The organism is Streptomyces sp. RLA131 (assembly GCF_056270125.1).
Genome location: NZ_JBWDOQ010000001.1, coordinates 94,224 through 119,090 on the forward strand (window position 1 = coordinate 94,224; position 24,867 = coordinate 119,090).

Annotated in this window: 23 protein-coding genes; 14 read left to right on the plus strand and 9 right to left on the minus strand. The window is 69.2% G+C overall.

Translation table 11 applies throughout. The annotated features are described in order from the left end of the window. Positions 1-140: 140 nt before the first annotated feature. Both RWE79_RS00540 and RWE79_RS00545 read right to left on the minus strand, forming a co-directional pair. Positions 141-947: a hypothetical protein gene (locus RWE79_RS00540; RefSeq protein WP_475938012.1), complete on the minus strand. Its 807-nt coding sequence runs from the start codon at positions 945-947 to the stop codon at positions 141-143. Between the two features lie 208 nt (positions 948-1,155). Then, on the minus strand, positions 1,156-1,407 hold the full coding sequence (locus RWE79_RS00545) for a helix-turn-helix domain-containing protein (protein WP_475938013.1): 252 nt from the start codon (positions 1,405-1,407) through the stop codon (positions 1,156-1,158). A 117-nt stretch (positions 1,408-1,524) separates the two neighbouring features. Here RWE79_RS00545 and RWE79_RS00550 point away from each other — a divergent pair, with 117 nt between their 5' ends. From RWE79_RS00550 to RWE79_RS00570, 5 genes are all read left to right on the plus strand, one after another. After that, entirely contained in the window at positions 1,525-2,070 is a 546-nt protein-coding gene (locus RWE79_RS00550; protein ID WP_475938014.1) for a UTRA domain-containing protein, read from the plus strand. 3 nt (positions 2,071-2,073) lie between these two features. Next, the gene (locus RWE79_RS00555; RefSeq protein ID WP_475938015.1) at positions 2,074-2,838 is read left to right on the plus strand and encodes a GntR family transcriptional regulator; all 765 of its coding nucleotides are present in this window, start codon (positions 2,074-2,076) and stop codon (positions 2,836-2,838) included. A 156-nt stretch (positions 2,839-2,994) separates the two neighbouring features. Beyond that, on the plus strand, positions 2,995-3,525 hold the full coding sequence (locus tag RWE79_RS00560) for a GIY-YIG nuclease family protein (RefSeq protein WP_475938016.1): 531 nt from the start codon (positions 2,995-2,997) through the stop codon (positions 3,523-3,525). 329 nt (positions 3,526-3,854) lie between these two features. After that, entirely contained in the window at positions 3,855-4,889 is a 1,035-nt protein-coding gene (locus RWE79_RS00565) for an AAA family ATPase (protein WP_475938017.1), read from the plus strand. After that, positions 4,886-5,455, plus strand: a complete 570-nt coding sequence (locus tag RWE79_RS00570) for a phosphotransferase-like protein (RefSeq protein WP_475938018.1) — start codon at positions 4,886-4,888, stop codon at positions 5,453-5,455. The genes RWE79_RS00565 and RWE79_RS00570 overlap by 4 nt, the downstream gene beginning before the upstream one ends. 7 nt (positions 5,456-5,462) lie before the next feature. Here RWE79_RS00570 and RWE79_RS00575 read toward each other — a convergent pair whose 3' ends face one another. Both RWE79_RS00575 and RWE79_RS00580 read right to left on the minus strand, forming a co-directional pair. Next, the gene (locus RWE79_RS00575; protein ID WP_475938019.1) at positions 5,463-6,305 is read right to left on the minus strand and encodes an NAD(P)-dependent oxidoreductase; all 843 of its coding nucleotides are present in this window, start codon (positions 6,303-6,305) and stop codon (positions 5,463-5,465) included. A 4-nt stretch (positions 6,306-6,309) separates the two neighbouring features. After that, complete coding sequence (locus tag RWE79_RS00580) at positions 6,310-6,954, minus strand: HAD family hydrolase (RefSeq protein WP_475938020.1); 645 nt, start codon at positions 6,952-6,954, stop codon at positions 6,310-6,312. Between the two features lie 93 nt (positions 6,955-7,047). Between RWE79_RS00580 and RWE79_RS00585 the strand changes: the two genes are divergently transcribed. The 4 genes from RWE79_RS00585 to RWE79_RS00600 all read left to right on the plus strand — a co-directional run bounded on the left by RWE79_RS00585 (position 7,048) and on the right by RWE79_RS00600 (position 12,258). Continuing rightward, a complete protein-coding gene (locus RWE79_RS00585; protein ID WP_475938021.1) occupies positions 7,048-7,347 on the plus strand; it encodes a helix-turn-helix transcriptional regulator in 300 nt (99 codons plus the stop codon). A gap of 856 nt (positions 7,348-8,203) precedes the next feature. Further along, a complete protein-coding gene (locus RWE79_RS00590) occupies positions 8,204-10,303 on the plus strand; it encodes a hypothetical protein (protein ID WP_475938022.1) in 2,100 nt (699 codons plus the stop codon). Beyond that, complete coding sequence (locus RWE79_RS00595) at positions 10,300-11,109, plus strand: DciA family protein (protein ID WP_475938023.1); 810 nt, start codon at positions 10,300-10,302, stop codon at positions 11,107-11,109. Before RWE79_RS00590 ends, RWE79_RS00595 begins: the two co-directional genes overlap by 4 nt. Before the next feature lie 393 nt (positions 11,110-11,502). After that, complete coding sequence (locus RWE79_RS00600; RefSeq protein ID WP_475938024.1) at positions 11,503-12,258, plus strand: DUF5131 family protein; 756 nt, start codon at positions 11,503-11,505, stop codon at positions 12,256-12,258. Here RWE79_RS00600 and RWE79_RS00605 read toward each other — a convergent pair. From RWE79_RS00605 to RWE79_RS00615, 3 genes are all read right to left on the minus strand, one after another. Continuing rightward, complete coding sequence (locus RWE79_RS00605) at positions 12,245-13,348, minus strand: three-Cys-motif partner protein TcmP (RefSeq protein WP_475938025.1); 1,104 nt, start codon at positions 13,346-13,348, stop codon at positions 12,245-12,247. The two genes, RWE79_RS00600 and RWE79_RS00605, sit on opposite strands and share 14 nt — an antisense overlap. A gap of 154 nt (positions 13,349-13,502) precedes the next feature. Further along, the gene (locus tag RWE79_RS00610; RefSeq protein WP_475938026.1) at positions 13,503-14,408 is read right to left on the minus strand and encodes an SLATT domain-containing protein; all 906 of its coding nucleotides are present in this window, start codon (positions 14,406-14,408) and stop codon (positions 13,503-13,505) included. A 33-nt stretch (positions 14,409-14,441) separates the two neighbouring features. After that, positions 14,442-14,579 (minus strand): hypothetical protein, encoded by a 138-nt coding sequence (locus tag RWE79_RS00615; RefSeq protein WP_475938027.1) that lies wholly within the window; start codon positions 14,577-14,579, stop codon positions 14,442-14,444. A gap of 196 nt (positions 14,580-14,775) precedes the next feature. Between RWE79_RS00615 and RWE79_RS00620 the strand changes: the two genes are divergently transcribed. The 3 genes from RWE79_RS00620 to RWE79_RS00630 all read left to right on the plus strand — a co-directional run bounded on the left by RWE79_RS00620 (position 14,776) and on the right by RWE79_RS00630 (position 17,673). Next, on the plus strand, positions 14,776-14,961 hold the full coding sequence (locus RWE79_RS00620; protein WP_475938028.1) for a hypothetical protein: 186 nt from the start codon (positions 14,776-14,778) through the stop codon (positions 14,959-14,961). Positions 14,962-17,044: 2,083 nt separating this feature from the next. Further along, positions 17,045-17,302, plus strand: a complete 258-nt coding sequence (locus RWE79_RS00625) for a hypothetical protein (RefSeq protein ID WP_475938029.1) — start codon at positions 17,045-17,047, stop codon at positions 17,300-17,302. 29 nt (positions 17,303-17,331) lie between these two features. Continuing rightward, the gene (locus RWE79_RS00630) at positions 17,332-17,673 is read left to right on the plus strand and encodes a PIN domain-containing protein (protein WP_475938030.1); all 342 of its coding nucleotides are present in this window, start codon (positions 17,332-17,334) and stop codon (positions 17,671-17,673) included. 83 nt (positions 17,674-17,756) lie between these two features. On the opposite strand, the gene RWE79_RS00635 is transcribed toward RWE79_RS00630, so the two are convergent. Beyond that, complete coding sequence (locus tag RWE79_RS00635; protein WP_475938049.1) at positions 17,757-20,444, minus strand: ATP/GTP-binding protein; 2,688 nt, start codon at positions 20,442-20,444, stop codon at positions 17,757-17,759. A 113-nt stretch (positions 20,445-20,557) separates the two neighbouring features. Here RWE79_RS00635 and RWE79_RS00640 point away from each other — a divergent pair, with 113 nt between their 5' ends. Next, positions 20,558-20,803: a hypothetical protein gene (locus RWE79_RS00640; protein ID WP_475938031.1), complete on the plus strand. Its 246-nt coding sequence runs from the start codon at positions 20,558-20,560 to the stop codon at positions 20,801-20,803. Here RWE79_RS00640 and RWE79_RS00645 read toward each other — a convergent pair. Next, on the minus strand, positions 20,767-22,605 hold the full coding sequence (locus RWE79_RS00645) for a zeta toxin family protein (protein ID WP_475938032.1): 1,839 nt from the start codon (positions 22,603-22,605) through the stop codon (positions 20,767-20,769). The genes RWE79_RS00640 and RWE79_RS00645 overlap by 37 nt on opposite strands. Positions 22,606-22,741: 136 nt before the next feature. Between RWE79_RS00645 and tap the strand changes: the two genes are divergently transcribed. Next, positions 22,742-24,865 carry a telomere-associated protein Tap gene (tap, locus tag RWE79_RS00650; RefSeq protein WP_475938033.1) on the plus strand — a complete coding sequence of 708 codons (2,124 nt, stop codon included), beginning with the start codon at positions 22,742-22,744 and terminating at the stop codon, positions 24,863-24,865. The last annotated feature ends 2 nt before the right edge of the window (positions 24,866-24,867 follow it).

Sequence of the window (24,867 nt, forward strand, 5' to 3'; positions counted from 1 at the left end):
CCTGTTAGGTCCAGTTGTGTGAGATCAGCCCCCGGGGAGGGCAATCCCCGGGGGCTGCTGACTGCGTACGAGCAGCCACGGCCGCCCGCCACCCCAGAGTCGGGGTGGCGGGCGGCCGTGGTCGTTCGTCGTGGAGCGTGCTACTGCGCCAGGGCGATCTCGTAGACCGGGATCCGGAGCGGCAGTTCAGGGCCCCGGAACTCCGAGATCGAGCCCTTCGCACGGAGTTTGCACTGGTTGTTCCGCTCTTCGACGTCCGTGCCGCTCCGCTTGGCCAGCCGGTCCTTCTTGACGAGCCTGTTGGTCTGCTTGGTCCACTCAGCCGCCCGACCCTCCGCCGCCAGCGCGGCGTAGCTGCGGTCGAACCGCGCCCGCTCCCGGGCGAAGGCATCGCGGACCTGCTTGCGACGCGGCTCCTGGCGCTCGAGGCGGGCGTAGATCTCCGCCAGGCGCTGGCCATCCGTGCAGCGAGTCCGGCCCTTGCAGGTCGTGCACCGCTGGAGGTGGCCGCGGTAGGCCTTGCGGGCCGCCTCCGCGCTGAGCGGGACCGGGGTGATCTGGCTGGCAGCCGGGGCCGGCGGCGCCTTCGGCTTGCGCAGCACGATGGTGGCGCGCCGGGAGGCAGTGTCCGCGATGGCGTCGCCCAGGCGGTGCCGCCACTCGGGGATCGTCAGGTCCAGGTGCACCCGACGGTAGCTGCCGATGCACCGGCGCGCCTGGGGAGTGCCGGCGCGGTTGGTGTGGTGGGGAACGAGCTTGGGCGTGCGGCCCTGGTGTCCGGTGATGGGGCACCAGGTCTCGCAGTTCGGGCAGACCAGGCTCTCCGTGCCGGGGAGCAGGTCGATGTGGTTGGGGAGCAGCTTCGAAACGGCGAGTGCGGGGAGGCTGCTGACGTGCTTCGTGCGGGTCTTCTTCAGCCGCTTCTGGGCCATGGGCACCGTGGTCATCAAGATCTCCTTGCTACGGAGCGGGCGGGACGCGTCGCGGTGCTCTCTCCGCCCGCCAGGCCGCACGGGAGACCCGGCGTCCTGGAGGACGGACAGCGCATCTGCGCTGCGACGTGCATGGCAGGTGATCGCGGACCGGAGGATTTGGTGGAGCATCGACCCCGGCCGCCCCGAAGGACGGCGACTTCCTGCTGACTTGCGGTGGTGGCTAAGCCACCTGAGCGCTAACGACCTGCTTGGAACGCAGAGCGTTTTCGTAAGCCTTGAAGTCGTCGTGATGCACTCGCAACGTCTTCTTCGACCCTTGGCCGATAGCGATGGCGGGGAGCGCTCCTGACTCGATGAGGTCATAGATCGTCGACAACCCCACGTCGAAGTACTGCGCGATCCACCGGACTCGGACGTACGGGCCGCGCTGCGGCTCACTCTCCGAGGCTTCCGTGGTGTCCGTAGCTTCCATATGGAGAACCTTAAGGCCTATCCACTTAAGGCCGCAAGTCATTACGGTGCGCCATACTGATAGAAGTGACACAGCAGTAGGGTTTCGACCAGGCGAACCGCGACGAGAGGACGGACCGTGACCAGCGACGATGCATGGATGGGCGACGCACAGCCCTATCTCGCGCCGCGCCCAGCAGGGGCTCACGACGCCTGGAGCACCGAGGCTGCGGCGCGTGGCCGGAGAGGAGGTCAGCGCCTCCTCTCCGTCGAGGAAGTAGAACCCCCAGAGGCGGTGAGACTCTTCTTCGGCATCGACCCCACCGAGAAGGTCGTGGTCCGACGCAGACTGGTCTTGCTGGACGACCACCCCGTTGAACTGGCGGATTCGTACTACCCAGCGCACGTCGCCCGTGGAACCCGCCTTGCCGAGAGAGGCAAGATCCCTGGTGGTGCGGTGACGCTGCTCGCCGCACTGGGTTTCACCCCCGAGGACGACCCCCTTGAGGACGTCGCGGCGGTTACGGCAACGGCGGCCCAGTGCGAGGCACTGGGCCTGCCTACTAACACGGCCGTGCTCGTCCTGACCCGATTCACCACATCCACCACTGGAGAACCGATAGAGGTCGCCATCATGACCATGACGCGGCACCTCGAGTACCGGCAGAGGAAGCAGGCCAGCTGAGCCATGGCGAGAGCATTCGAGGACAAGCGGTCGGCGCATCAGAAGATCGCCGCTGGGCTGCGACGCCAGATCACGCGGGGGGACCTTGCCCCCAGCACGCAGCTGCCGTCGACTCCCGCCTTGATGGAGCAATACGGCGTCGCTGGGACGACGGTGCAAAAGGCTCTGCTCATGCTGAAGGAGGAAGATCTCCTGGTCGGACAGCCCGGCAAGGGCGTGTTCGTCAAGGGGAGCACCCAGCAAGCCATCTCGCCGGCGGTATACATGCCGCCCGCCACTGCTGGTGAGCCGTACCACTGGATCAGCGAGGCCGAGAAGCGTTCGCAACGCGGCTCGTCGAAGTTGCTTGAGGTCGCAGTCGTCACACCGCCGCACGAAGTGGCGCAGGCGCTCGAGTTGGAAGAGGACGGACAAGCCCTGCTGCGTAAGCAAGTGCTGTTCCTGGATGAGGAACCTACCGAGCTGACCCGGTCCTACTACCCGCTTGCCCTGGCCGAGGGCACAGCCATGATGGAGCGCCGGAAAATTCGAGGGGGGACGCCCACCCTCCTCAGTGAGCTTGGTTACCCGCCACGAGAGTTCGTGGATGAGGTTTCCTCGGAGATCCCCACAGAGGATGAGGTCGTAGCCCTCGAGCTCCCCAAGGACATGCCCGTGATGCTGACCTTTCGGGTCGTCTACTCGGATGACGAGCGCCCTATCGAGGTGTCGCTGCTCGCGAAGGCTGCGCACCGATACCGGATGCGCTACAGACTGACGGTGTCCTGATCGCGCACGCCAAGTGCCTCCAACGGGGCTCCGACGGCATCTGGACGAGAGCATCCCCTTAAGGCACAAGCACTTAAGGTGGTACGTTGCTCCAGCGAGGCGCAGCACCACCTGCCTACCCTCCGCCACGGAGAGCATCGCAGCCATGGAGAACACATGTATGTGTACGTGATCGGGGTGCCGCGGAGTCTCACGGTGAAGATCGGAGTGACGGGTGATATACGTCGCCGCCTGCGTGAGATCCAGAACATGTCCCCCGTCGAACTTGAGGTTCTGTGGAGCTGTCCCGGTGGTCCTGCGCTTGAACAGGCCCTCCACGCCCACTTCGCCGAAATCCGTTCGCACGGTGAATGGTTCGTTTTTGAGGCCGATCCGGTATCCACCATCCGCCGTGCGGTTGAGAGCGGCTTGGTCACGGAAGCGGACGAACCATCGTTCTCCGTCGCAAGGAAGCCCTTCAAGCAGCCCCCACCGCTCGCTCTCGAACGAACGGCACACGGGTTGATCTGGGAGGCATACGCCACCGCCCAGTTCACCGTCGCCGAGGCAGCAGAACGGCTGGGGTACACCCTGCCCACGTTCCTCGGTCATCTCGATGCCCTGGTTGAGCAAGGACTTGCGCGCCAACGGTCCCCAGTTCGATCGGATCGACCACGGCAGATTTTCACCGTCCGTCGCCCGGTATGAAAGGCCTCCGATGCAGCCATCGCGCCAGAAGCCGTCCAGATACACCAGGCTGCTCGTGCAGCCATCCGCGAGCTGGTGCTGGTCGCTGGCGCGAACGCATCGCGGGACCTGCTGGAACTCGCCGAACGGGCTGATGCCCTTGACTAGCCTGGCGCTGTGCACTGATCTCCGCCCCCTTCGACCGCTTCGCTTTGTGGTGCCAATCACAGTGGAGGGGATGCGGAATCAACATCACGACCGCTTGTCGAAGCTCATGCGCATCGCTGTTCACGGGTTTTCAACATCCGCGTACACACAGGATTTCGGGGTCCGGTCTTAGGCTCCCGATCATGACGACGGAGGCTCATAGGGTGGGGAAGAACCACGTGGGGTGGAGGCCTGACAAGCTGCGCGAGCAGCGCGAGGCCCACGGCCTGACGCTGGAAAAGGCCGGTGAACGCCTTCGTGACGTGGCTGAACGGGCCAAGCTCAAGGGCGTGCCGGCTGCGAATCCACAGACGCTGTGGCAGCACGAACAGGGCGAGATCTATCCCGGCCCCCATTACCGGCGTGCGTACTGCCTGCTGTACCGAGCGACCGAGCCGGAGCTCGGCTTCCGAAGCCCGCTGCCTGGCGAAGAGACCCAGTTCAAGCTCACGCCGCTGGATGACAAGAGCAACGGCGCGCACGTCCTGGCCGTGGAGCGAGCGATCAACCGCATCGCTCCCGGCACGGAGGCGGCCGACCACATGGCGCTCCAGCAGCGGATCATCGACGCGTGGAAGCGTCGGCACACCGGCGGGGACCCCCACCGGCCCACGCTCGTGCTGGTCGGCGGTTTCGCAGGCAGCGGGAAAACCGAACTCGCGCGCTTCTTTGTGCAGTTGACCGGCTGGCCGCTGTTGGACAAGGATCCGCTGACCCGTCCCCTGGTGGAACGGCTACTGAAGGCGCTGGGTGGCGACCCGAACGACCGGCATACCGATCTCTACAGGGATCAGGTCCGGCCGGTGGAGTATGACTGCTTGATGCAGTCGGCCATGGCGAACGTGCGCTGCGGGATCTCGACCGTGCTGACCGCGCCGTTCATCGCGGAGCTGACCGACGCAGACTGGATGGCGCGGCTGACGCATCGGTGCAGCTCGATGGGCGTGGATGTCGCGCCTGTATGGGTGCAGTGTGACGCGGAATCCATGCGCGAGTACATCTCGTTCCGGTCGGCGGCCCGCGACGCGTGGAAGCTGGAGCGGTGGGACGCGTACCTGGACGTCATCGATCTGAGTCTGCGGCCGGCCGTCCCGCACATGGTCGTCGACAACCGTCTCGGGGCGGCTGTGTCCCTGGCTGACCAGGCCCGGCAGGCGATCGGTGCGGTGTACGCATGAGCCAGCGGCAGGGCGTCATCCTGTACGGCCCGCCAGCCTCGGGGAAGGACTCCGTCACCACGGCGCTGGCTGCGCTCGACTCTCGGTTTCAGCAGTTCGCCCGGTTGAAGGTCGGCTCGGGCAAGAGCGCTGGCTACCGCATGGGTACGGCGGCGCAGCTGCGTGAGCTGGAGGCCGCAGGCGATGTCCTCTACACCAACGCCCGCTACGGCAATACGTACGCGATCGACCGGCCCGGCCTGGACGACGCGTTCGCCACTGGCATGCCGGTGGTGCACCTTGGCCAGATCGACGGCATCCACGTCTTGGTCGACGGTTACCCAGCTGACTGGGTGCGGGTGCTGTTGTGGTGTCCGCAGGCGGTGACGGCCGCGCGGTCCGAGCAGCGCGGCGACGTCGACACCGCTGCGCGGCTCGCGGCGTGGGAGGCGACCCGCGAGGACCTGGACGCGCACCCGGAGATGGTCTGGGACCTGACGGTGGAGACCGTGACGATGAAGCCGGGGCAGTCGGCGCGGCTCATCGACCAGCTGCTGAAAGCGCGGGCGGGAGCGGCGACGGCATGAGTGCGGGCTACGGCTGGGTGAGCTGGTTGAGGGCGTCATCGAGCGTGAGCTCGCCGTCGTCCTTGGCGTCGTCCCACCGTGTCAGCGTGGATGCGGCCGCGCGCAGCATCTCCGGCGGGAGGCCGGCGGCGTCCAGCATGTCAGCGGCCTCCTCCAGTTCCGGCCCCCATCGCCAGGCCCGGGCGGCGGTTTTGGCGACGTACTCGGGTTCGGCGAGGTACGAGTCGGTGCGCTTGGCTGCGATGTCGATGAGCTCCTGGTCGACGCCGTGCTCGCGGGCCAAGGCGATCGATAGCGCCACGAGCACCCGCGAGGATTTTTGGAACGAGGCGTACGCGAGCTTGAGCGCGGATGCCTGCCCGATCTCGGTGCCGAGCACCTGGGTCCGTACGGCGGTACCCGCGAAGAGCGCTTCGACGCCGTTGGTCGCGGCGGCCGGGCCGGACAGGTACAGCGTGGGCGTCTTCCCGCCGGTCGGCGGTGAGCCGATGATGCCGGCGTCGACGACTGCCCGGGTGTGCGGCAGCAGTGCGGCGATGCGCCGGGCGCGTTCGGCGTTGATGGCATTCGCTTCCACGTACACGCCGTCGGCGAAGCCGTGCGCGGCGACCTGGCGCGCGAGGTCTTCTGCAGCTGCAGGCGGGCACAGGCTGATCACGGTGTCGGCTCGATCCAGCAGCTCGTGCAGTGTGGCAACCGGCTCCAGGCCGTGCCGCCGCGCGCGGGCGATGCTCGCCGGGCTCCGTCCTGCCGTGCACCACAGCACTGCGGCCGCCGTGGTCGCGGCGCACGCGGCGACGGCCGCGCCCATGCTGCCGGGGTGGAGGATGCCGACGGTGAGCTGGTCCACGGTGCTACTCCGGGATCTCGTTGAGCAGGAAGGCGATGGCTTCGGTGGCGTCGTCGACGACGTGGTGGGCGGCGGCGAGAGCATGAGGCCAGGGTCGTCCGCGCAGCCAGATGGTGCGCAGGCCAGCCTGCTGGGCGCCGCCGATGTCTCCGGCGGGGTTGTCGCCGATCATCCAGCCGCCGCCCGAGAGGTTCCGGCCGCAGCGTGCCGCAGCGAGAGCGAAGAGCCGCCGGTCGGGCTTGCGCACCTCCACATCGCCGGAGACCGCGACGCCGTCGACCAGGTCCGCGATGCCGGTCGCGGCGAGCTTGGCGCGCTGGATGTCGGAGGCCCCGTTGGTGGCGATGCCGATCGTCCACTCTGCTGCGCGGAGTCGAGCCAGGCCCTCGAGGACGGCCGGGCGGCACGTGACGGAGGCCGCCATCAGGTCGATGTAGTCCTGCCAGAGTTCTGCGGCTGGCTCGTCCAGGTCGAAGACAGCGCGGAGCCGGGCGAAGTCGGCGGCGTTCGCGCGATCAGCCAGTTCAGCGAGCAGCCACTGTTCGACATCCTGGCCGAAGTCGTGCGTATGGCAGAGGTTGGTGACGGCGTCGCTGAATGCCGACTGCCGGTCGACCAGCGTGCCGTCCAGGTCGAAGAGGGCCAGCATGCGCACGACCCTATCGGCGCATCGTTCGGTGTAGGCAAAGATCACTCTCTTCCTGTATCTTTCAAGAGATCATCGATCTTGAGAGGTTGGGCCATGGCCGACGCGAACCCCTTGGAGCGGGTGGACGCACTACTCGATGACGTCCTGCCGCCGCCGCGCGTGCGGGCGCAGCTGCGCCTCGCCGCGGGCCTCACCCAGCAGGAAGTCGCGGACGCCGTGGGCGTGAAGCGCCTCGCCGTGGCCCGATGGGAGCTGGGCCAGACCCACCCCCGGCGGCCGCATCGCGCGGTCTACATGCACCTGCTCAAGAGGCTCGCAGAGCGCTACCCCGAGGCTGCGGAAGCGAATGCGGGCATGCCGACGCCGGCCTCGGAATCAAGGGGGTCGGGATGACCTAACGGCCATCGGCCGCGCGCACCAATAGGCGGACTTACCACCCGCTGGCCTCGCGCGGCCCGTCTACCGACCGGATTTACCACCCGCGTCGGCCGCTCAGGTCCCGGTTTCCCCCGGTCCTGAGCTTCGGCTCCTAGAGCCAATTCATCACCTAGCACTACAGCACCACCCGGCCACTAACCACGGCCACCACAGCCGCAGCAGCTGCGCGCACGCGTCACCGCGGGGCCCCCACCACAGGGGCTTCGCGATTCAGCACCACCGAGACGAGAGGAGAAATCTCCCCCAGCCGTCGGGTGGCTGCCCGCTCCTCACGGAGGGGGCTGTCCCACCACCCACATGGAAGGAAGGTTCCGGTCCCGCGAAAGCGGGCTCGGCTCCATCGCTTATATGGAAGGTCGGTCGTTCTCATAGTGCACGAGAGTGGTGTCCCCTGTCAGCTTGAGCTTGTCCGTTTCACCCCGGTTCGGGGGCGGCGGGCTTCTCGCGTGCCGAGAATCTCACGCGGCATTTACGAAGTTCACACCTTTAGTTCCGAAGATCCCCGGGGCTCGCGTCTCGCACGCGGGGCAGTGTCCTTCCCCGAATCGTCCGGTCGCCCGATCAGTGCTCGCGAGGACGTCGTCCCGTCTGGCGGGCCGGGTTTCAAGATTCTTGCTCGCCTGGCGGGAGCTCCGGGGGTGATCGGGGCTGAGCCGGCTCTGTCCACAGGCGAACTGGTCCAGGGTCGCCTGATGATCTGTTTTGCGATGACGGTCCGGGTGGACCGGTGAGTGCCGTGGCGGCGTCGGCCGCTGCCATGCCGCGGCCCCGGGGCCGCGGGCTGCGGGCTGTTGCGGTGGAGGCCTGCCCGGTGGTGGAGCTGGAGCTGGGCAACCCGCTCCGGCTGTCGAAGACCATGCGGGCGAGGCTGCTGGGCGCGGTCCGGTCGCTGGTGTCGGATGCGGCGCTGGCTGGGGTGTCCGACGGGGCGCGTCTGGCGTCGGTGGTGCTGACGGCGAAGGCCGATGTGCGCCACGGGTACCGGACGGACATCCGGACCAAGGAGCTCGGCCGGTGGCTGGGGGTGTCCGCGTCGACCGTGGCGCACACGGTGCTGCCCGAGCTGCGCGGCCGCGAAATGCTCGGATCGAAGGTCACGACGAACGAGGTCGGGCACGCCACGGGCCTGGGGTGCTGGGTCATCCCGATGTACCGGGCGCAGCGGGCCGGGGACCGGCGGCACGCGCTGGCGCTGACCCGGCCGGAGCTGGCGGTGCTGCTGCGGCTGATCGAGGTGCTGTTCGCGCCGGGCTGGACGCATGAGGACGGGTCGGTGACCCCGGCCGGGCTGCTCGCGGACCGTACGGGGCGCGGGGCGGCGACGGACCGGCTCGGGCTGCTGCTGATGGTGCTGGCGTCGAACTCCAAGGGCTGGCTGCGGCTGTGCTCCGGCGCGGTCGATGCGGGGCGTGGGCGTCCGGCGGCGACGGTTGGGCGGCTGTTGGGCTGCTCGCCGGCGGCCGGTGCGAAGGTTCTCCAGCGGCTCCAGAAGCGGGGTGCGCTGGCGGTGGAGAGGCGTGAGACCGCGTCCGGTCTGAACGCCCGCAGCCGGGTGCGGCTGCTCCCGGTCGCCCAGGCCCACGGCCGGCTCGTCCCGGAGGCCCGCGAGGCCGCCGATACGGTGTTTTCAGACCTCGCCGCTGCTGCACGCAGCGATCATGAGACGGCTGGGGACGCGGTGACCCGTGTGGTTACTGGGATTGAGGGCGCCGGGGAGGGCGAGCGGGCGGGTTTTTCAGACCTCGCCGCTGCTGCAGACCTTCACGCCTCTCACGCTTGTGTGGTTACTGAGGTCTCTTCCCTCTCGCTCTCTGGTGGCTTTTCCGGCGAAGGCCGTGGTGGGTACGGTGATCGGCCGAAGCGCGCGAGCGTGCGCGAGGACCAGGCCACGAAGGCTGCTGTCGCTGACCGGCTGAGGCTGGTCGACTGCGAGGGCGGCCCGCTGCGCGGGGAACAGCCGAAGAAGTCCCCCGTCGTCGAAGGCGGGAAGGCCGGCCAGTGGCCGGGGATGGCCGTGGCCGGGCGCGCCGGGGACGGTGCGGGCCCAAGCAGCCAGCCGCGGGGGAGGGTGCCCCTGCCCTCGGAGGATCTGCGGGCAATTCTCGCCCCGGTCCAACTCCTGTGGGCGCGCCTGGAGCGCCCAGCCGCCCGCCGCCTGGTCGAAGGCGCGGTGCGCACCGCGCTGGTCACGGTGGAGGGCCACGCCGGGCGGACCGATGCCCCCAAGGTCCTCGCCGACCGGCTGACCCGGCGCCTGGACGAACAGAACCGGCTGGGCTCGCCGATCTCAGACCCGGTGGGCTGGCTGGTCAGCCGGGGCCTTCCGCAGCGCCAGAACTGCGGTGACGTGCGGTGCGACGAGGGCCTGCGGCTGGACACCGGTGGCGTGTGCGAGACCTGCCAGGACGTGCGCGCCGACCGGCGTGACCGGCGGCACCAGGTCGCGGCCACCGTGGACGCTGCGATGCCGCACGCCTCGCCGGAGGAGCGACTTGCGGCCACCGAGCGGCAGCTGCACGAGACCGTGACCGCCCAGGCGTGGACCCGCGCAATCGAGTGGGAGCAGGTCCGGATCCGGCAGGCAGCGGCCGTGCAGGCCCGCGCCGAAGCCGCGGCCGCGCAGGTCGCCGCCGCGCCGGTCGCGCTGCCCGCCCCGCGCCCGGCTGCCACCCCGGAGCCCGACGGCGAGGACGTCGACCAGCAGCTGGTCCTCGAGGACCTGAACCCGGAGCAGGTCCGCGACTGGCGGGTACGGGCGATGAAGGACCACCAGGTCGTGTTCGACCACATCGACGTCCACGGCGAGACCTTGGCACGGCGCCTGTTCAGCAACCGCCTGGTCGACCAGGCGCAGCGCCTGGCGGGCACCCACCACCTGGTGCTGGGGCACACCACCTGGGGGCAGGCGTGAGCGGCGAAGTGTCCGGTGTCGACCTGGCCCGCGTCGCGCTGCGGGCCGCACAGGAGGCGGCGCGGAAGAACGGCGGCCGTACGACGAAGGCGAAGGCGCGGGCAACCGGGGTCGTCCGGCGTGACGGCCGCGAGCCGATGGGGCTGGGTGCCGCGATCGGCGCCCTGGTCACCGAGCGGGCCTGGGAGCTCCCGGCCGCCGGCGCCAGCCTGCGCGACCGGTGGGCGGCCATCGCCCCCGACCTCGCCGGGCACGTCGCGGCCGTCGGCTACGACGCGGATTCCGGGCGGCTGAGCCTGTGCCCGGAATCGGCGGCCTGGGCGACGAAGCTGCGCCTGGAGCAGGCCCGCGTCATCGCAGCCGCGAACACGTCGGCGGGCAAGGCGGTCGTCCGCACCCTGCGGATCCTCGCGCCCGGGGCCGTTCCCGTGACCGATCCGGCCGACGTCACGCAGCCGACCCGGACAGCGCCAGTGGGGCCGGAGAAGACGATGGAGACGGCCTGCGAGGGCTACCGCCAGGCGCTCGCCGCGCACCAGAACGCCCGCCCAGCCAGCCGAGTTGACCCGGCCATCGCGGAGGCATTCGAGCGGCAGAACCGCGCCCTGCGCGAGCTCAGCGCCCAGGCGTTCCCCGAGACACAACCGCCGTCGGCCGACCAGCCGACCACAATCGACACTGCTCGCGCTCAGCGCCGCCGTGAATCCGACGCCACCCGCGCGCTGGCCCTGCGCCGCGCCCGAGCCGAGCAGGCAGGGCTTGTCTCCCGGGAGACTTCGCAGCAGCCGTTCGGCCAGACGGCATGACCGGCGGTTCCTCGGATAGCCCGGATGGGATGGCCGTGACCACACGGCCTACTGGCGGCCCGTACGGCCGCGCTGCTGGCCGACCGGCCCGTGCCGGACCAGGCGCCGGCCGACGTGGCCCCGGCCCCGTACGCGGTGGGTGTGGCCCGTGCCCGTGCGGCTATGCGGAGTGGGCGTTGAGCCACGAGAGCGGGGCCGCACGGGGGTTGTGAGTGTTTTGCACCGTTGTGCCATCAACCATGGAAGCGTACATATGTTCTATTCGGAGGGTTCGGCGGCGGCCAGGAAGGGCCGGTGGTTGGATATCGGTGTCCGGCGGTGCGACAGCTCGTTGGGCATGCAACAGACCACGGGCGCGGGTGCGAGCGGCCGCGGTATAGGGAGGAGTGGCCGATGAGTGACCGCAGCGCGATTGAGTGGACCGAGGCCACGTGGAACCCGACGACCGGTTGTGACCGGGTCTCGGAGGGGTGCGACAACTGCTATGCTATGACGCTGGCCAAGCGGCTGAAGGCCATGGGGCAGGTGAAGTACCAGAATGACGGCGACCCGCGGACGTCCGGGCCGGGCTTCGGCCTGACGGTGCATCCGGACGCCCTACGGATTCCGTACGGGTGGCGCAGCCCCAGGACGGTTTTCGTGAACTCGATGTCGGACCTGTTCCACGCCCGGGTGCCGCTGGACTTCGTGCGGCAGGTCTTCCAGGTGATGGCTGATACCCCGCAGCACACGTACCAGGTGCTGACCAAACGGGCCCGGCGGCTGCGGCAGGTCGCCGACCGGCTGGAGTGGCCGGCGAACCTGTGGATGGGGGTGTCGGTGGAGAGTGAGAAGGAGCTCGCCCGGGTCGACGACCTGCGCCAGGTTCCATCCGCGGTGCGATTCCTGTCGTGCGAGCCCCTACTCGGTCCGCTGGACAGCCTGGATGTCACCGGCATCGACTGGGTCATCGCGGGCGGCGAGTCCGGGCCACGGTTCCGGCCGATGCAGGAGGAATGGGTGACCGGCATCCGCGACACATGCGCGGATGCCGGCGTGGCGTTCTTCTTCAAGCAGTGGGGCGGCCGCACTCCCAAGACTCTTGGACGCGAGCTGGAAGGCCGCACCTGGGATGAGATGCCGACCTGGGAGCCTGTCACCGCAGGCTGATCACGCTGGCCTTCGTGAGACGGCCGGCGGGCATGACCAACTGGCCGTCGCGGTCCAGGGCCTGGACCGCCTTCTTCGCGTCCCGGGCCCTCCACTGCGAGGTCTCCAGCAGCAGCCACTGCTCGATCTGCTCCAGGGTGGCAGGCCCCAGGCGCAGGCGCTGCTTCACCAGCGTCAGCAACTCCGGGTCAACGACTTCGCCTTCGTCGAACAGCGATGTCTGTCCCACCGATATGGCATTGCGGACCCGGGGGTCCCGGAAGCGCATGCCGTCGCTCTTGTCGACCTTCCACATGGCGTCCTTCATCACCTCCACCCCACGGGGGTGCTTGGTGCCGAAGACCAGGTACAGCGGCTGCCCGGTTTTGGGTACGACCTCGAACTGCAGGCGGAATTCGAAGCCGACGCGTTCCAGGGCCTTGCGGTAGCTGTCCAGCCAGGCCCGCCACATTTCCTCGCCGTCCCGTGCCGCTGCCACGTGTGTCCAGTACTGGCGGCCGCCGAAGACGCCGTCGACGATGTCCTCGTTGAGCTCCTTGCGGCGGCTGAACCAGTTCGGCCCGAAGGTGACGATGACCTCGCTGGACGGGTTGGCGGCGATGCGGCCCATCACGGTCAGGGGGGTGTTGACGCTGCCCCAGCTGTCGAAGACCCCGAGGATCGGCTTGCCCCAGGCATTCAGCTCGGTCAGGATCCGCTCGCTGTCCCGGCCGGCCTCGCCCTGGCGCACCTCTACCCGCACCGGCAGCCGGTCCAGCGGCCCGAAGTTCTCGTGCAGCTCGTTCACCAGGTGCTCGTAGCAGGCACGGTCCTTCTCGATGAAGATCAGCTGCACCCGCTCCCGGGACAGGTCCATCTTGTGCACCAAGTCGTGGTTGAGCAGCCGGCGCAGGTTGAACACGGGTGAGCCTTCCTCGCGGCCCTCGTACCGGCCCGGTCCGGCGAACGCGTCCAGGAACGTCACCTTCGACCAACGGTGGCCGGTTCGGCCGCTGGGCTGGAGCAGGATCGGCCACCACGCGTCGAAATAGCTCTTGTACAGCCGGTGCTTGGCTGCAGTCGCTGGCTCCAACTGCCACAGAACGCCCATTTCGGCCCCCCTTTGACAACAGAATGTCGCATGCATTGTCCGCTGAGTGACTACGTGGCACTAGACCGCGTTCTGGACGATCATCCGATCGAAGTACGCAGCAGACGTCAGACCCCCTGGCCCCGGACCCGTAGTCGCGAGACTGCGGGCCGGGTCAGGCCGCCGGCGGCTGGCTGGAGGGCGCGGCCTGGTCGGCGGGCTGGTCCAGCTGCTGCTGGCGGCGCCGCTGCTCGTTGCGGTGGTCCTCAACGCGCTGGGTGAACACTTTCAGCGCCTCCTGCTCCTGATCGGGCCCGAAGTCCTTGTAGGGACCGATGCCGAGGGCGACCGCGTTGGCCTCTTCCTCGATGGCGTCGGCGGTCTGCTGGAGGAAGTAGCTGCGCTCGCGGAACTTGTAGTAGCCGGTGAACGCTGCCGCCAAGGTGACGGTAAAGCCGATGGCGATGATCGTGATGTTCTGCCAAGTCAGCTCATTGCCGGTGTCCAGAGCAGCGACGGTGGTCGTGGTGGTGGAGCCGGCCATGATGAGGTTCTGCAGCGTGTTGTGGGTGCGCCGGTACCTGCGGCTGTCGGTCCGGTGCTGCTCGATGACCCCGGCGACGTCTTCGCGGTACAGGCTGCGCCGCTCGGTGATCGAGGGGTACCGAATCGCGCTCACGATGCGCAGCGCCTCTTGCCTCACATCGAGTTTGTCTTCCAGCTCGGCTCTGCTGTCTTCGGTGCCCCGTCGGCGTAGGTCGACCACGGCGGCCGCCGTGGAGAGCACGATCAGAACGCCGCAGATGATGTCGGGTCCGATGAACCTGGAGGGTGTTCCCCAGTTCCCTATGGTCCAGCCGAGGCCGGCCAAGAGTGAGGCGACCGCGACTGACAGGGCCGCGCCGCGAGCACGGGCGACGGATTTCGCGCGGGCAAGGTCTCGCTCCACCCTCCTGAGGTCCCTGCGGATGTCTCGGGCCTGGGCAAGTTCGTCGGCCACGTTCAGGAGCTCCGTGTTCCTGAGCTGCTCATCGGCATCGCTGATGCGGCTGGCTGCATCGTCGTCAATATCTCGGGGCATGGCCTTGTCCTCTCCCTCTTCCTTCGCGCCGGATCAGCGGTCGAAGGCTTCGGTGAGGTGCACGCGGTAGCCGTCCTTTTCCATCAGGACGACGGTGACGCCGAACGGGTCGGGGTGGTCCGACTCCATCGGGGTGAAGGCGAAGTCGACTGCGGCCTGGACGGGCGGCACCAGCTCGCCGCCGGGCTGCGGCGCGGGGGTCGGCCGCTAGTCGGGGAAGACCGACACCCAGCTCTCGGGGCTGCGGGACAAGGGCTGCTCGCTGTAGGGGAACTGGTGCAGCACATGGCCGACTTTCGTGGCGGCGACCATGTTCAGGCACGGGGCCGGGGCCGACGACGGGCAGGTTGCACGCGGTGGCGACGTCGTGGGTCTCCCAGGCGAGGACGACTTCGTCGGCGCCGGCCGACGCGGCGATGTTCGCGAGCTCCGCGATCCCGGCGAGGGCGTCCTGGCCGACCCGGAGGGGGCGGACCCAGACCAGCCCGACCAGCTCGCCGCGTACCAGCGGCATCATGACCGGGCGCGGCACGGTTCCCTCGCCCAGCCCTGAGGTGTACGCCTCCTTCATCACGCCGACCAGTGCGTTCCGCATCTCCACGGAAGCCCCCCTTTGTCTGCCGGTCCGATCACCGCACCCTGCCACGGGGGTTGAGGCCGTGTCAGCGGGATGATCAGCCAGCTCCCGACCGCGTACGCCGGGGAGGAGGGAGCAAGGTCTCAGGCGGTCGACGACTGCGGGGCGCCGGTGCTGCTGTGCTGCTCGTCCCACTCCTGGATGGCCTGCGCAGCATGGCGGCGTGCCCGGGGTCGGTGCCTTTGCGGGCCGTGACGCTGCGACGGTACGCCTCGGCTCCCTGGAACAGGCCCGGAGCGGGGGTGGCACTGCACCAGGGCGCGGTGGGCGCAGAATCCCGTACGAGGCCCCCGTCGGAGCGCGTCAGCGGGGCGTCATACATGTCCCTGTCGGACTGCAAAAATCAACCGATCGTGGCGTATCTGGAATGATTCGTAATGTTGGGGCGGAACGATTCGTAATGTGGGTGCGGAACATTGGCGCGACGCTGCCAGTACGTTGGAGCTACATTAGGGCTACGTTGGGCTACGTTTGTAGACTCTCAAAACTAGCGCGGTTTTTTGCTGTAGCGCTGAAAGATTCGATTCGCTACGAGTTTTCACATACCTCAACCGAAAAATACTCGTGGATTCGAAAGATTTTCATCATTGATGGGAGGCGCGAAATTTAAAATCTCGGTGGTACGATGTAGTCGACCCACCGAAGACATGACTGTGGCCCCATGCCGTCGCCCGCGAAGCTAGACATGAGGCCACCCGGTGTGGACCTTAGTTAGGCCCGTACCAGCAACGTTGGTACGGGCCTAACTGCATCTACTCCCAGTGCCAGAGGATCCTGGCCACGTAGTACGTGGCCTGTAGGACACGTACTAGGAGCTGTGCCGCGTCCTTGATGTTCTGACGCGTAGTCCTCACCGGCTCGGATGCCCTTGCTTCGGGCTCGTTGCCGGTGGTTGTCACCGTGCATCACCTCCCCTCGTTTGATGAAGCCAGCTGGGCTTCACCCGGGGTCGACGATGCACGAAGATTACCATGAGGGCCGGGTTGGAAAAGCCTTCTTGACCGTCGACTACGGCCCGTCCTCCATTTATCCGGCCTCTTTACCCGTTCGGTGGCTGGCAAGGGAACGGAACGGAACAGGTTTTGTCTGTACCCACACGGTAGGGCCAGACTATCTTGGTGAACAATTGCTGTGCAGGTCAGTGGCCTATTCGTGATCTCTGCACCTGAGCCATCATGCCAGGGTAGATAGTCCGTGTGACCGTGTCTGCGATCGCAGACACGACCGTCGGGCTCGTGACGCTAGGTCGGGCGGGCAGGACAGCGGGCGGCGGGCCAGGTGGACATCGGCGCGGTCCTGGTCCTAGTCGCCGGGTGGCGGTGTACGTGAAGTGACTGTTTCTGAACCTCTGGGGCGCAGGCTCGTAACTGACTGACGGCGCAGAGCCGTCTCCGAGGGCACGCCGCTGTGGAGTCGGTGGCTGCATCTCGGGTTCGCCGGGAGTCCCCAGGAGTGCGCCGGGCTCGCTTCGTTCGGCGGGCAGAAGGCGGGGGCCGACGGTCCCGACAGGGGAGGCCGGGTTGGCGCTCGGGCCGGTGCCGAGTCGTCGTCGTGCGGTGCGGCGGGTTCCTGGTTCTCGCAGGCGTCCAGGAGCCGGGTGGTGCAGTTCCACGACACGATGACGTGGTCGGCTGGTTCGCCCGGCCGCCAGGCACCCCCGCGTTCCAGGGTCACGCCCGGCTCGGAGTGGCGTTCGGCCACTGGCAGGTGCGGCAGGGAGCAGACCAGCTTGATCCGCTCCACCAGGTCGGGCGGCAGATGCATCTCCTCCGGGGTGTACCCCGGCCACGTCTCGGTGTTGGTGTCGTCAGCCACGGCTTTCAGCCTTCCCGACCAGCCCCCGGTCGCGCCGTGGAACGCCGAAACCCGGACCGGACGGCGGCACGGACGGGGTCCGGCCGGCAGCCAGGGCGGCAGGGGCGGGCTTGCCCGGCGTTGCTGTCTCGTGCGGATCGGCAGATCTCATGACCGTGAGTTCTACCGCCGGTAGAATGCCGGTATGGACAAGCCGACCAGCATCAAGACCAGCGAGGGCGTGCGTGACCGGCTGCGCATCCTCGCGGCGGAGCGCGGCACCACCATCACGGAGTTGCTGGAGGAACTCGCCGCTCGTGAGCTCACCGAAGCCGAGCGCGAGCAGCGCGCCCTGGAGGCCGCGCAGGAGCTCGGGGTGGAGTACACCGAGCAGGTGCAGCAGGCCGGGACGGACGCGTGGGAGAAGATCCGTGCCCACCAGGGCGGCAGTGCCGCCGCATGAGCTTGACGGCTGTTCTGGACCACACTGCTTTGGCCGCTCTGTACCGGGCGGACCCGTTCTTCACCGGCTTGTACATTGAGGCCTCACGTGGCACGGGCCGCGTCCTGGTCCCGTCGTTGTCCGTCCTGGCCGCTGAACGCCGGCAGGCCGGTGCGGGTCAGCACGCGGCCGGGCTGCGGTTCGCGGAGAGCGTGCCGTTCACCACCGCGCACGCGGTGGATGCGATGGGCTGGCCGGGCGTGGACTGGCCGGTGGCTCACGCGGCGGCGATCGCCTGGCACGCGGTCAAGGCGGGCGACCCCGTCACCGTGCTGTCGCTCGAGCCTGACCTCTACCTCGGGACCGGTATCGCACCGCTGAATCCGAACTGACCCCGGTCCGGCCCTCCGGTTCGGGCGTGATGCCACCGCAGGCGGTCATACGTCCTGCCGGTGTACGCGCCAGACCCGTCGGCTCACTGCGCGAGGTGCAGGTGGTCGCGGCGGGCGGTGACCAGGGATCGCCAGCGGCTGCGCGTGGTCTCCGGTCCGTCGAGCCACCGCGCCGGCGACGCGTCGGCGAGGGGGAGATCGGCCATGAAGTGGGCGATGTCGATGTAGTAGGCGTAGTCCCTGCCCTGGGTCAGTTCGCGCAGTCGGGAGATGGTGGCGGTCAGCGCCTGATGGTCTTCCAGGATGGCTTGGTGGAAGGCGAGGGCCAGCTCGAGGGTGGGTGTCGTGGAGGTGAGGCCGGCGACGTCGAGCTCGGTGCGCAGGGCGCGGACGCGGTCTTCGAGCGTGGGGTTGCCGGCGTCGCGGATGAGGGCGGCGATTGCCGCGTTGATCGTGGTGGCGCGCAGGTCGAGATGTGTGAGGAGCTGTTCGGCCAGGTCGAGTTCGTCGTCGGCCTGGCGGGGGTCGGAGAAGGCGATGGCGAGGGCGCGCAGGGCCTGGTTGTGTGCGGCTTCGCCGGCTTTTGCGTGCTGTTCGGCTTCGAGGCGCCCGGCCAGGTAGGCGGCGGCCGCGCGTGCCGGCTCTCCCTGTAGCCACCAGAGGTCGCCCAGTACGCGCTGGTGGCGGCCTTCCCAGCCCAGGGTTTGCGCGGTGGCGTACGCGGTGGGGAAGTCTCCGGCGAGTCGGGCGGCCTGGGCAAGGCCGCGCCGCGCGGCTGGGGCCAGGCGGCCGGCGCTGTCGGCGACCTGCTGGTATCCGCGGCGTGAGTCCGCGCTTTGTCCGATGTCGCGGAGGGCTTTGGCCCGGTAGTAGACCGGCATCTCCTGCAGCTCGGCGGGCAGCAGGCCGGAGTCGATGACGGCGGTGAGCCGCTGAACGGTGCGGGCTCGGTGCTCGCGTTGACGGCGGGCCAGGGCGCTGAGTGTTTCGACCAGGGCGTCGGCCGGCGTCGCCAGCACGGCGCTGTCGTGGCCGTGGGCGGGCGGTGCGAGCGGCTCCCACACGGAGTCGTCGACGTAGGAGAAGGCGGCCTCGGTGAGCCACCCAAGGTCGACGAGGTTGACGTCCCGGGCCAGCCGCAGCCCTTGCCGCAGGACACCGATCAGCACGGTTCGCTCGCGGCGTGGCCCATGAGCCCACTCCTGCCCGAGGGCGGACAGCGCACGCAGCGCGGCCCGCTGCCAGTCCTGCTCGGACCACCGGTCGTCGGTGCGGTCCTCGGCGGTGCGGATCGCGGAGCGCACCACCTGGTGAAGGTGGAAGGGCCACAGCCCGGTGAGGTCCTCGCGGATGAAGGGGCGTTCGGTCAGCCGCAGGGCCGCCGCATCGTGGGTGAGCCCGGCGGCTTCGGTGGCCAGCGGCACCGAGAACGCGTCCAGCAGCGACACCGAGCGCAGGACGTGGCGTTCGTCGCTGGTCAGGTCGTTGAGGGTGCGGGAGATCAGGGCGGGGAAGTCGCCGAAGTCGTCCGGCTGCGGCACGCGTCCGTTGCGCCGTATTTCCAGGAATCGCATGACGGCCAGGTCGAGGTAGAGGGGCAGGCCGTGGGAGCGTTCGGTGATGGCCTGGCGCAGGGCCGGCCCGATCAGCGGCTGCCCGTTGTGGGCCAGGCGGCGGGCGAGGTGGTCGTCGCAGTCCTCGGGGGAGAAGTCGCCGACCAGGATCTGCCGTACGGCGGGGCCGCCGTGTGTGCGGGCGCCCGGCACGTGTGCGGCCAGGCCGGGCCAGGCGGTGGGGCCGGTCCAGTCGAGCTGTCCTTGCAGGCCGTCCTCGGCCCACTGCAGCCGGTCCCGCCCGGTGATCACGAAGAAGGCGCCTGGCATCAGCCACACGATGTTCTGTAGCAGCCGTTCGAAGTCGCGATGGGTGCGGTCCCCGACCTCTTCGAAGCTGTCGAACAAAATCACCGGGGTAACCCGCTGGCCGGCGGGGAGTTGGGCCAGGTCCCAGGCGAGCAGATGAGCGGCGAAGCTCAGCGTCTCCAGGTTCGGTTCGGCTTCGAGGATGTCGGCCAGGCGGCTGCAGCCGGCCAGCGCGCGTACGGTCTGTCGCCGCTCGCGCAGCGCGCCGACCAGGGCGGTGGTGAGCTGGCCGACGGCGCCGCCGACGGTGCCGGGCAGGGCCAGGGCGCCGGCGACGTCGGCGAGCGCGGACTGCAGCTGGCCCGGCAGATTGACCGCGTTGCTGAACCGGCTGAACATTCCGCCGCGCCGCAGGTACTCCTCCAGCGGCTCGCCCGGGTGGTTGCGCTCCCAGTACTGGCGCAGCGCCAGATCGAAGGCGGGCATCGGCCGCCCCAGGGCGGCGACGGCCAGGCGGATCGACAGCACCACCCGCTCGAAGTCGATGCCGCTGGAGCGGGCCAGGTCGATGCGCACCGGTAACAGCCGCTCGATCGGCCACGCGGGTGCGGCCCACTGCGCGGGGCGCCCGCCCGCTTGGGTGAGCGACGCCTCGATTTTGCGGGAGAACGTCGATTTCCCGATCCCGCCGACCCCGTGGGCGACCAGAACGTTGTGCCGCGGGCTGGCTAAGTCCTCGACGTCGAACGAGGGGTCGGCGACGCGCTGCAGATGGTCGGTGAGCGCTGCGACGACGGCCTGCCACTGGGCTTGGCGGTTCGTGAACGCTTCCTCGGCCTCCACCGAGCGGTCATTTGCCCCGAACAGCATCCGCAGATCCCGCGCCACGACACCCCCAAGAAAGATCACCAACGGGTAGCAATCTATGCGCCCCGCTCGGTGCTCCGCGGCGGCTTTGGGCAACACGGCACCTCAGCCAAGGACAATGACGGCCCATCACCGATACCTCAAGGATGTTCCCCGTGTCTGAACCCGTGACCCCCGAGGCCGTCGAGCAGTTGGTGCAGGAGGTCAGCTCCTGGTACTCCGAGCAGCTCATCACCGAGCGGCGCGCCGGCTCTGCGGATCCCGAACGTCTCAAGCTCCTGCGGGACGCTCTGGCGGCGTGCGCCGCCGACCAGCGTGCCCTGCAGGACGCCGACGAGAACGAGGTCGACGAGATCGCGGCCCGCTACGCGGCCCGCATGAAGGAACTCAAGGGCCAGTAACCGCTCCCGTGCTGGCGGGGGACGGGCAGGGCCGTCACGGGGATCGTCGCGGCGACGGCGCGCGGCTGGAGGTGAGCGGGCATCAGCGGCCAGGCCAGCGCGGCAATCTCGCGGAGATCCTGCCGGTACTGCGGCAATTCACCTTGCACCCGCTGCAGCGTGGCCAGGAACCGCGCCGCCTCCGCCTGGGTGTACCGGCGCTGCTGCTCGGCCTCTACTACCTGCCCGCCCTGCGGCGGCCGCGCCCACACCCCGCTCAGGGTGCGCTCGTTGCGGTAAACCGCGGTCAGGTCCCTGCGGATGACAGAGACGGAGTCGACGATGTGCGGCGCTTCCTCGGCCGCGCGAACCACGTCGGCCAGCACGTGGAAGGACACCTCGTGGGCGGCCGTCGAGGTGAAGCGGGGTGTGCCGCCGATGCGGGCCACCTCGGCGCATCGTGTCGCGATGCCCAGACGGCTGTCCGCTGCTCTGCCCCCCAGCACGATCAGTTCCACGCGGTGGCCCGCCGCATGGTGGCGGCGGGCGCCATTGAGGAAGTGGGCGACGTCGTCCGGGGCAATCTCGATCAGCAGGTCACCGCGGCGCTCGCGCACGTACGCCTCGGCCTTCTCCTGCCAGGCCCGGTAGTCGGGGCGGATTCGGGCGGAGGCCGTGCGCGGTTCCTCCTCAAGAAGTCGGCGGTAGTCGGGGTGCACCGCCTTGAACATGCCGCCTTCGATCTGTGTGGGCCGACGGGCACGAAGTACGCGGCGCAGCATCCGCGCCGTGTAGCTCTTCCCGGCTCCCTGCGGGCCCATCACATACAGCACGACCGGGTGATCGTGCGCGGTGATGTTGCTCAGGTACATCGGCACGATCAGTTCGTCGAAGACGAACCGGTGCTCGTCGGCGGACAGACGGTGGTAGTCGACCCCGGGCGGCACCATGAGGGGCTGGGCGATGCGGCGGACCGGCTCGGCCAGCGCCGCAGCCCGCTCCAGACCGCTGGCCACCGCAAGCCGCCGCTCCGGTGTGCTCGCCGCCGGGTGGCACTGCTGTTCCAGGCCGGTCATCTGGCGGCGGAACCGCCAGGTCTCCGGCGCCGTCCACGGCCGCGTCCGGGCCGCGTGCAGCGCGCGGTGCGCGCCCGCCGTGGAAGGTCCGGGCAGCTCGTTGTCGTAGATCACCTGAAGGTCACGCCGTACCACCATCACGCGGTGGGCTAACTTCTCGGTCTCGATGACCTCCAGCGACTGCGGCAGGCGACGCGCGCACTGGCCTTGGTTGTCCCAGGACACGTACCGGCCGGCGCCGTCCTCGGCGACCTGGGCCAGATAGCGCTGCAGCACGCTCAGCTCTGTCACGGCCTCCGCCTCAGCCAGCACCACCACCTCGACGCGGTACCCCGCGTCCCGGTAGGCACGGGCCTGTTCCGGATCGACAACAGGGGTTTCGACCACCGCATCGAAGTGCTTGCGGCGCACGTACTCCTCAACCTCCGCCTGCCACCGCAGCACGTCCGGCCGCACGCGCACACCGGCGGTGCGCTCGTCACTGCGCAGGAGTGCGGCGTACTGGGGGTGAGCGGCCTTGTAGAGGTCGCGGCCGACCAGCACCGCGCCGCCCCGCCGGTCAAGGACTGCCAGCAGGAGATCGCACAGAGTGGACTTCCCGCTCCCTGGCGGGCCGGCCACGAGCAGCACCACCGGCTGCTCCTGGGCGACCGCGTCCTTGGTCCAGGTCGGCAGGATCCGCGACGTGAGGATCACCTCGTGCTGCCCCTGGGCCAGCACGACCGGTGTGACGTCCGCGTCCTTCACTGCAACCCCTTGGGTTCGCTCGTTCATGCTTGTTCAGCCCGTCAAGATCAGTCTACCAGATAGGCCCGATCGAGTTAAGAAACGGGTTAAATAAAAGGGTAAATACTGCTAGTGTTCGGGGTGGAGGTAGAGACATATGGCAACCGAGGAAGAGCTGTTCGCGAGCGTGGACGCACTGCTGGAGGAGGAGCCACAGCTCCCGCCCCCGGCGGAGCGCGCCCGGCTGCGCGAGGCCGCCGGCATCACCCAGGCGCGCCTGGCGACCGCGTTGAAGACGACGACGCAGACGGTGAAGAACTACGAGAACGGCCGCTCCGAGCCGAAGCCGCCGCGCCTGGAGGCGTACCAGCGGCTGCTGAACGGCTGGGCGGCGAAGTACCCCGCCCACGGCACCGCCCCCGTGGCCGCGCCCGCTCCGGCTCCCGCGCCGCAGCCGGTCCCGGAGACCTTCTCCGGTCCGGCTGCGCCCGCGCCGGAGCCGGTCGCGCCGCGGGCCCCCGCCGTCCAGGCGGCCCCGGAGTCGGAGCGTGCGCCCGCCCGGCCCGCTGCAACGTCGCGGCGCCCGGCCGCGAAGAAGGCGGCCAGGCCCGCCGTCGACCCGCGTTTCCCGCACGGCCCGCTCGCGGTCCTGGACGGCGACGGCTCCGCGTACGCCGTGGGCGGCGTCGTGCTGGACTGTCCGGCGACCACCGTGCCGGAGCTGGTGGAGTGGACCCTCAAGGAGTCCGGCCTCGGGGCCGCGAAGCTCAACCGCTACGGCAAGGACAGCGACCCGCTGATCGTGCTCACGGCGGCGGCCGCGGTGAAGCTCGGGCTGCCGGAGCGCCTGGAGGGCCACGAGCAGCGCCGCTCCCTGCGCCTGCCGGAGGACCACCCCGTGGTCAAGCAGGTGGTGAAGGCGAAGTGGCAGCTCACCCAGCGTGGGTTCGGCCCGTGGGCGCGGATCTACCGCAAGGCGCAGGGCCGTGAGCGGCAGTGCGTGCAGCTGGCGATTCTGTCGTGGGACGCCCTCGATGAGCGGTCCTGGCCCGGCGTTGCCGAGATGGAGCCGGCCGACATCGCCCGCGTCCTGGGGGTGTACGCGACCCGGGTCATCACCCCGCGCGGCTCCACCGCCGTGTCCGGCCTCGAGCTGATGACGGCGCTGCGCCCGCCGACGAAGGCCGTGCAGGAGCCGGAGACCGGGAACTGGGTGTCCGGCTACAACTCCGGCTCGCTCGGGACGGATCCGATGGACCCGGCCCCGCCGGAGGCCACCCCGGAACACCCCGTCGTCGTGAACTCCGGCTGGACGGGCGGCTTCCTCAACGAGGAGGCGTACCAGTGGGTGCGGTCGGTGGAGACGCTGTCCGATGAGGAGTGCACGCTGCCGTTCGCGGTCGGCCTGGACCTGAACACGGCGTTCCTCGCCGCCGCGGCCCGCCTGGTCGTCGGCCTCAGCGCCCCCGATCACTTCCACGCCCCGAAGTTCAACCCGAAGATCCCCGGGAGCTGGCTGGCCGACCTGTCCCACATCGAGCTGGACCCGCGCCTGCCCTCGCCGTTCACGCCGGACGGCAGCCGTCCGACGGGACCTGCCTGGTACCAGACGCACACCCTCGCCTACGCCCAGGAGCTCGGGCACGACGTGCACCCGATCGAGGCGTACCTGCGCCGCGAGACCGGCGCGTACCTCGACCCGTGGCACGACCGCCTCAAGACCGCCTACGTCGACACCCTCGCCGACATGGGCGTCACCAAGGACCTCTCCGACGTGGAGTTCCTGGCGGCGATGGAGCAGCACAAGCAGAAGGACCCGGCCCTGGCCGCCGTCCTGTCCGCGATCAAGGCCACGGTCAAGGGCGGCGTCGGCAAGCTCCGTGAGCGCCCGCAGGGCAAGCACTACAAGGAGGGCGAGACGTGGCCGGCCCTCCAGCGGCCCACGTGGCGCCCCGACATCCGGGCCGCCGTCATCAGCAAGGCCCGGGTCAACATGCACCGCAAGCTCAACAACATGGCGAAGATGACGGGCCTGTACCCGCTCGCCGTGCTCTCCGACTGCGTCGTCTACCCCTCGCCGGGTGAGAGCCCGCTCGACTTCCTCCCCTACGCCGCGTCTGGCAAGCCACAGCCCGGCGGGTTCCGCCTCGGGCCCACGCCCGGCCTGGCGAAGCTGGAGGGCGTCCAGTCGATGCTGTGGGCGGTCGACCTCATGGAGAAGGGCCTGAACCCGGCCCGCCACATCAAGGGCGGCGACGCCGTCCTGGACGAAGGGGAGTAGAC

Excerpts from the sequence above, each read along its gene's own strand:
- RWE79_RS00600 (WP_475938024.1), top strand. The coding sequence starts at position 11,503 with ATGAGTGACCGCAGCGCGATTGAGTGGACCGAGGCCACGTGGAACCCG.
- RWE79_RS00565 (WP_475938017.1), top strand. The coding sequence starts at position 3,855 with ATGACGACGGAGGCTCATAGGGTGGGGAAGAACCACGTGGGGTGGAGG.
- RWE79_RS00585 (WP_475938021.1), top strand. The coding sequence starts at position 7,048 with ATGGCCGACGCGAACCCCTTGGAGCGGGTGGACGCACTACTCGATGAC.
- tap (WP_475938033.1), top strand. The coding sequence starts at position 22,742 with ATGGCAACCGAGGAAGAGCTGTTCGCGAGCGTGGACGCACTGCTGGAG.
- RWE79_RS00605 (WP_475938025.1), bottom strand. The coding sequence starts at position 13,348 with ATGGGCGTTCTGTGGCAGTTGGAGCCAGCGACTGCAGCCAAGCACCGG.
- RWE79_RS00610 (WP_475938026.1), bottom strand. The coding sequence starts at position 14,408 with ATGCCCCGAGATATTGACGACGATGCAGCCAGCCGCATCAGCGATGCC.
- RWE79_RS00570 (WP_475938018.1), top strand. The coding sequence starts at position 4,886 with ATGAGCCAGCGGCAGGGCGTCATCCTGTACGGCCCGCCAGCCTCGGGG.
- RWE79_RS00555 (WP_475938015.1), top strand. The coding sequence starts at position 2,074 with ATGGCGAGAGCATTCGAGGACAAGCGGTCGGCGCATCAGAAGATCGCC.
- RWE79_RS00540 (WP_475938012.1), bottom strand. The coding sequence starts at position 947 with ATGACCACGGTGCCCATGGCCCAGAAGCGGCTGAAGAAGACCCGCACG.
- RWE79_RS00625 (WP_475938029.1), top strand. The coding sequence starts at position 17,045 with ATGGACAAGCCGACCAGCATCAAGACCAGCGAGGGCGTGCGTGACCGG.
- RWE79_RS00580 (WP_475938020.1), bottom strand. The coding sequence starts at position 6,954 with ATGCTGGCCCTCTTCGACCTGGACGGCACGCTGGTCGACCGGCAGTCG.
- RWE79_RS00545 (WP_475938013.1), bottom strand. The coding sequence starts at position 1,407 with ATGGAAGCTACGGACACCACGGAAGCCTCGGAGAGTGAGCCGCAGCGC.
- RWE79_RS00560 (WP_475938016.1), top strand. The coding sequence starts at position 2,995 with ATGTATGTGTACGTGATCGGGGTGCCGCGGAGTCTCACGGTGAAGATC.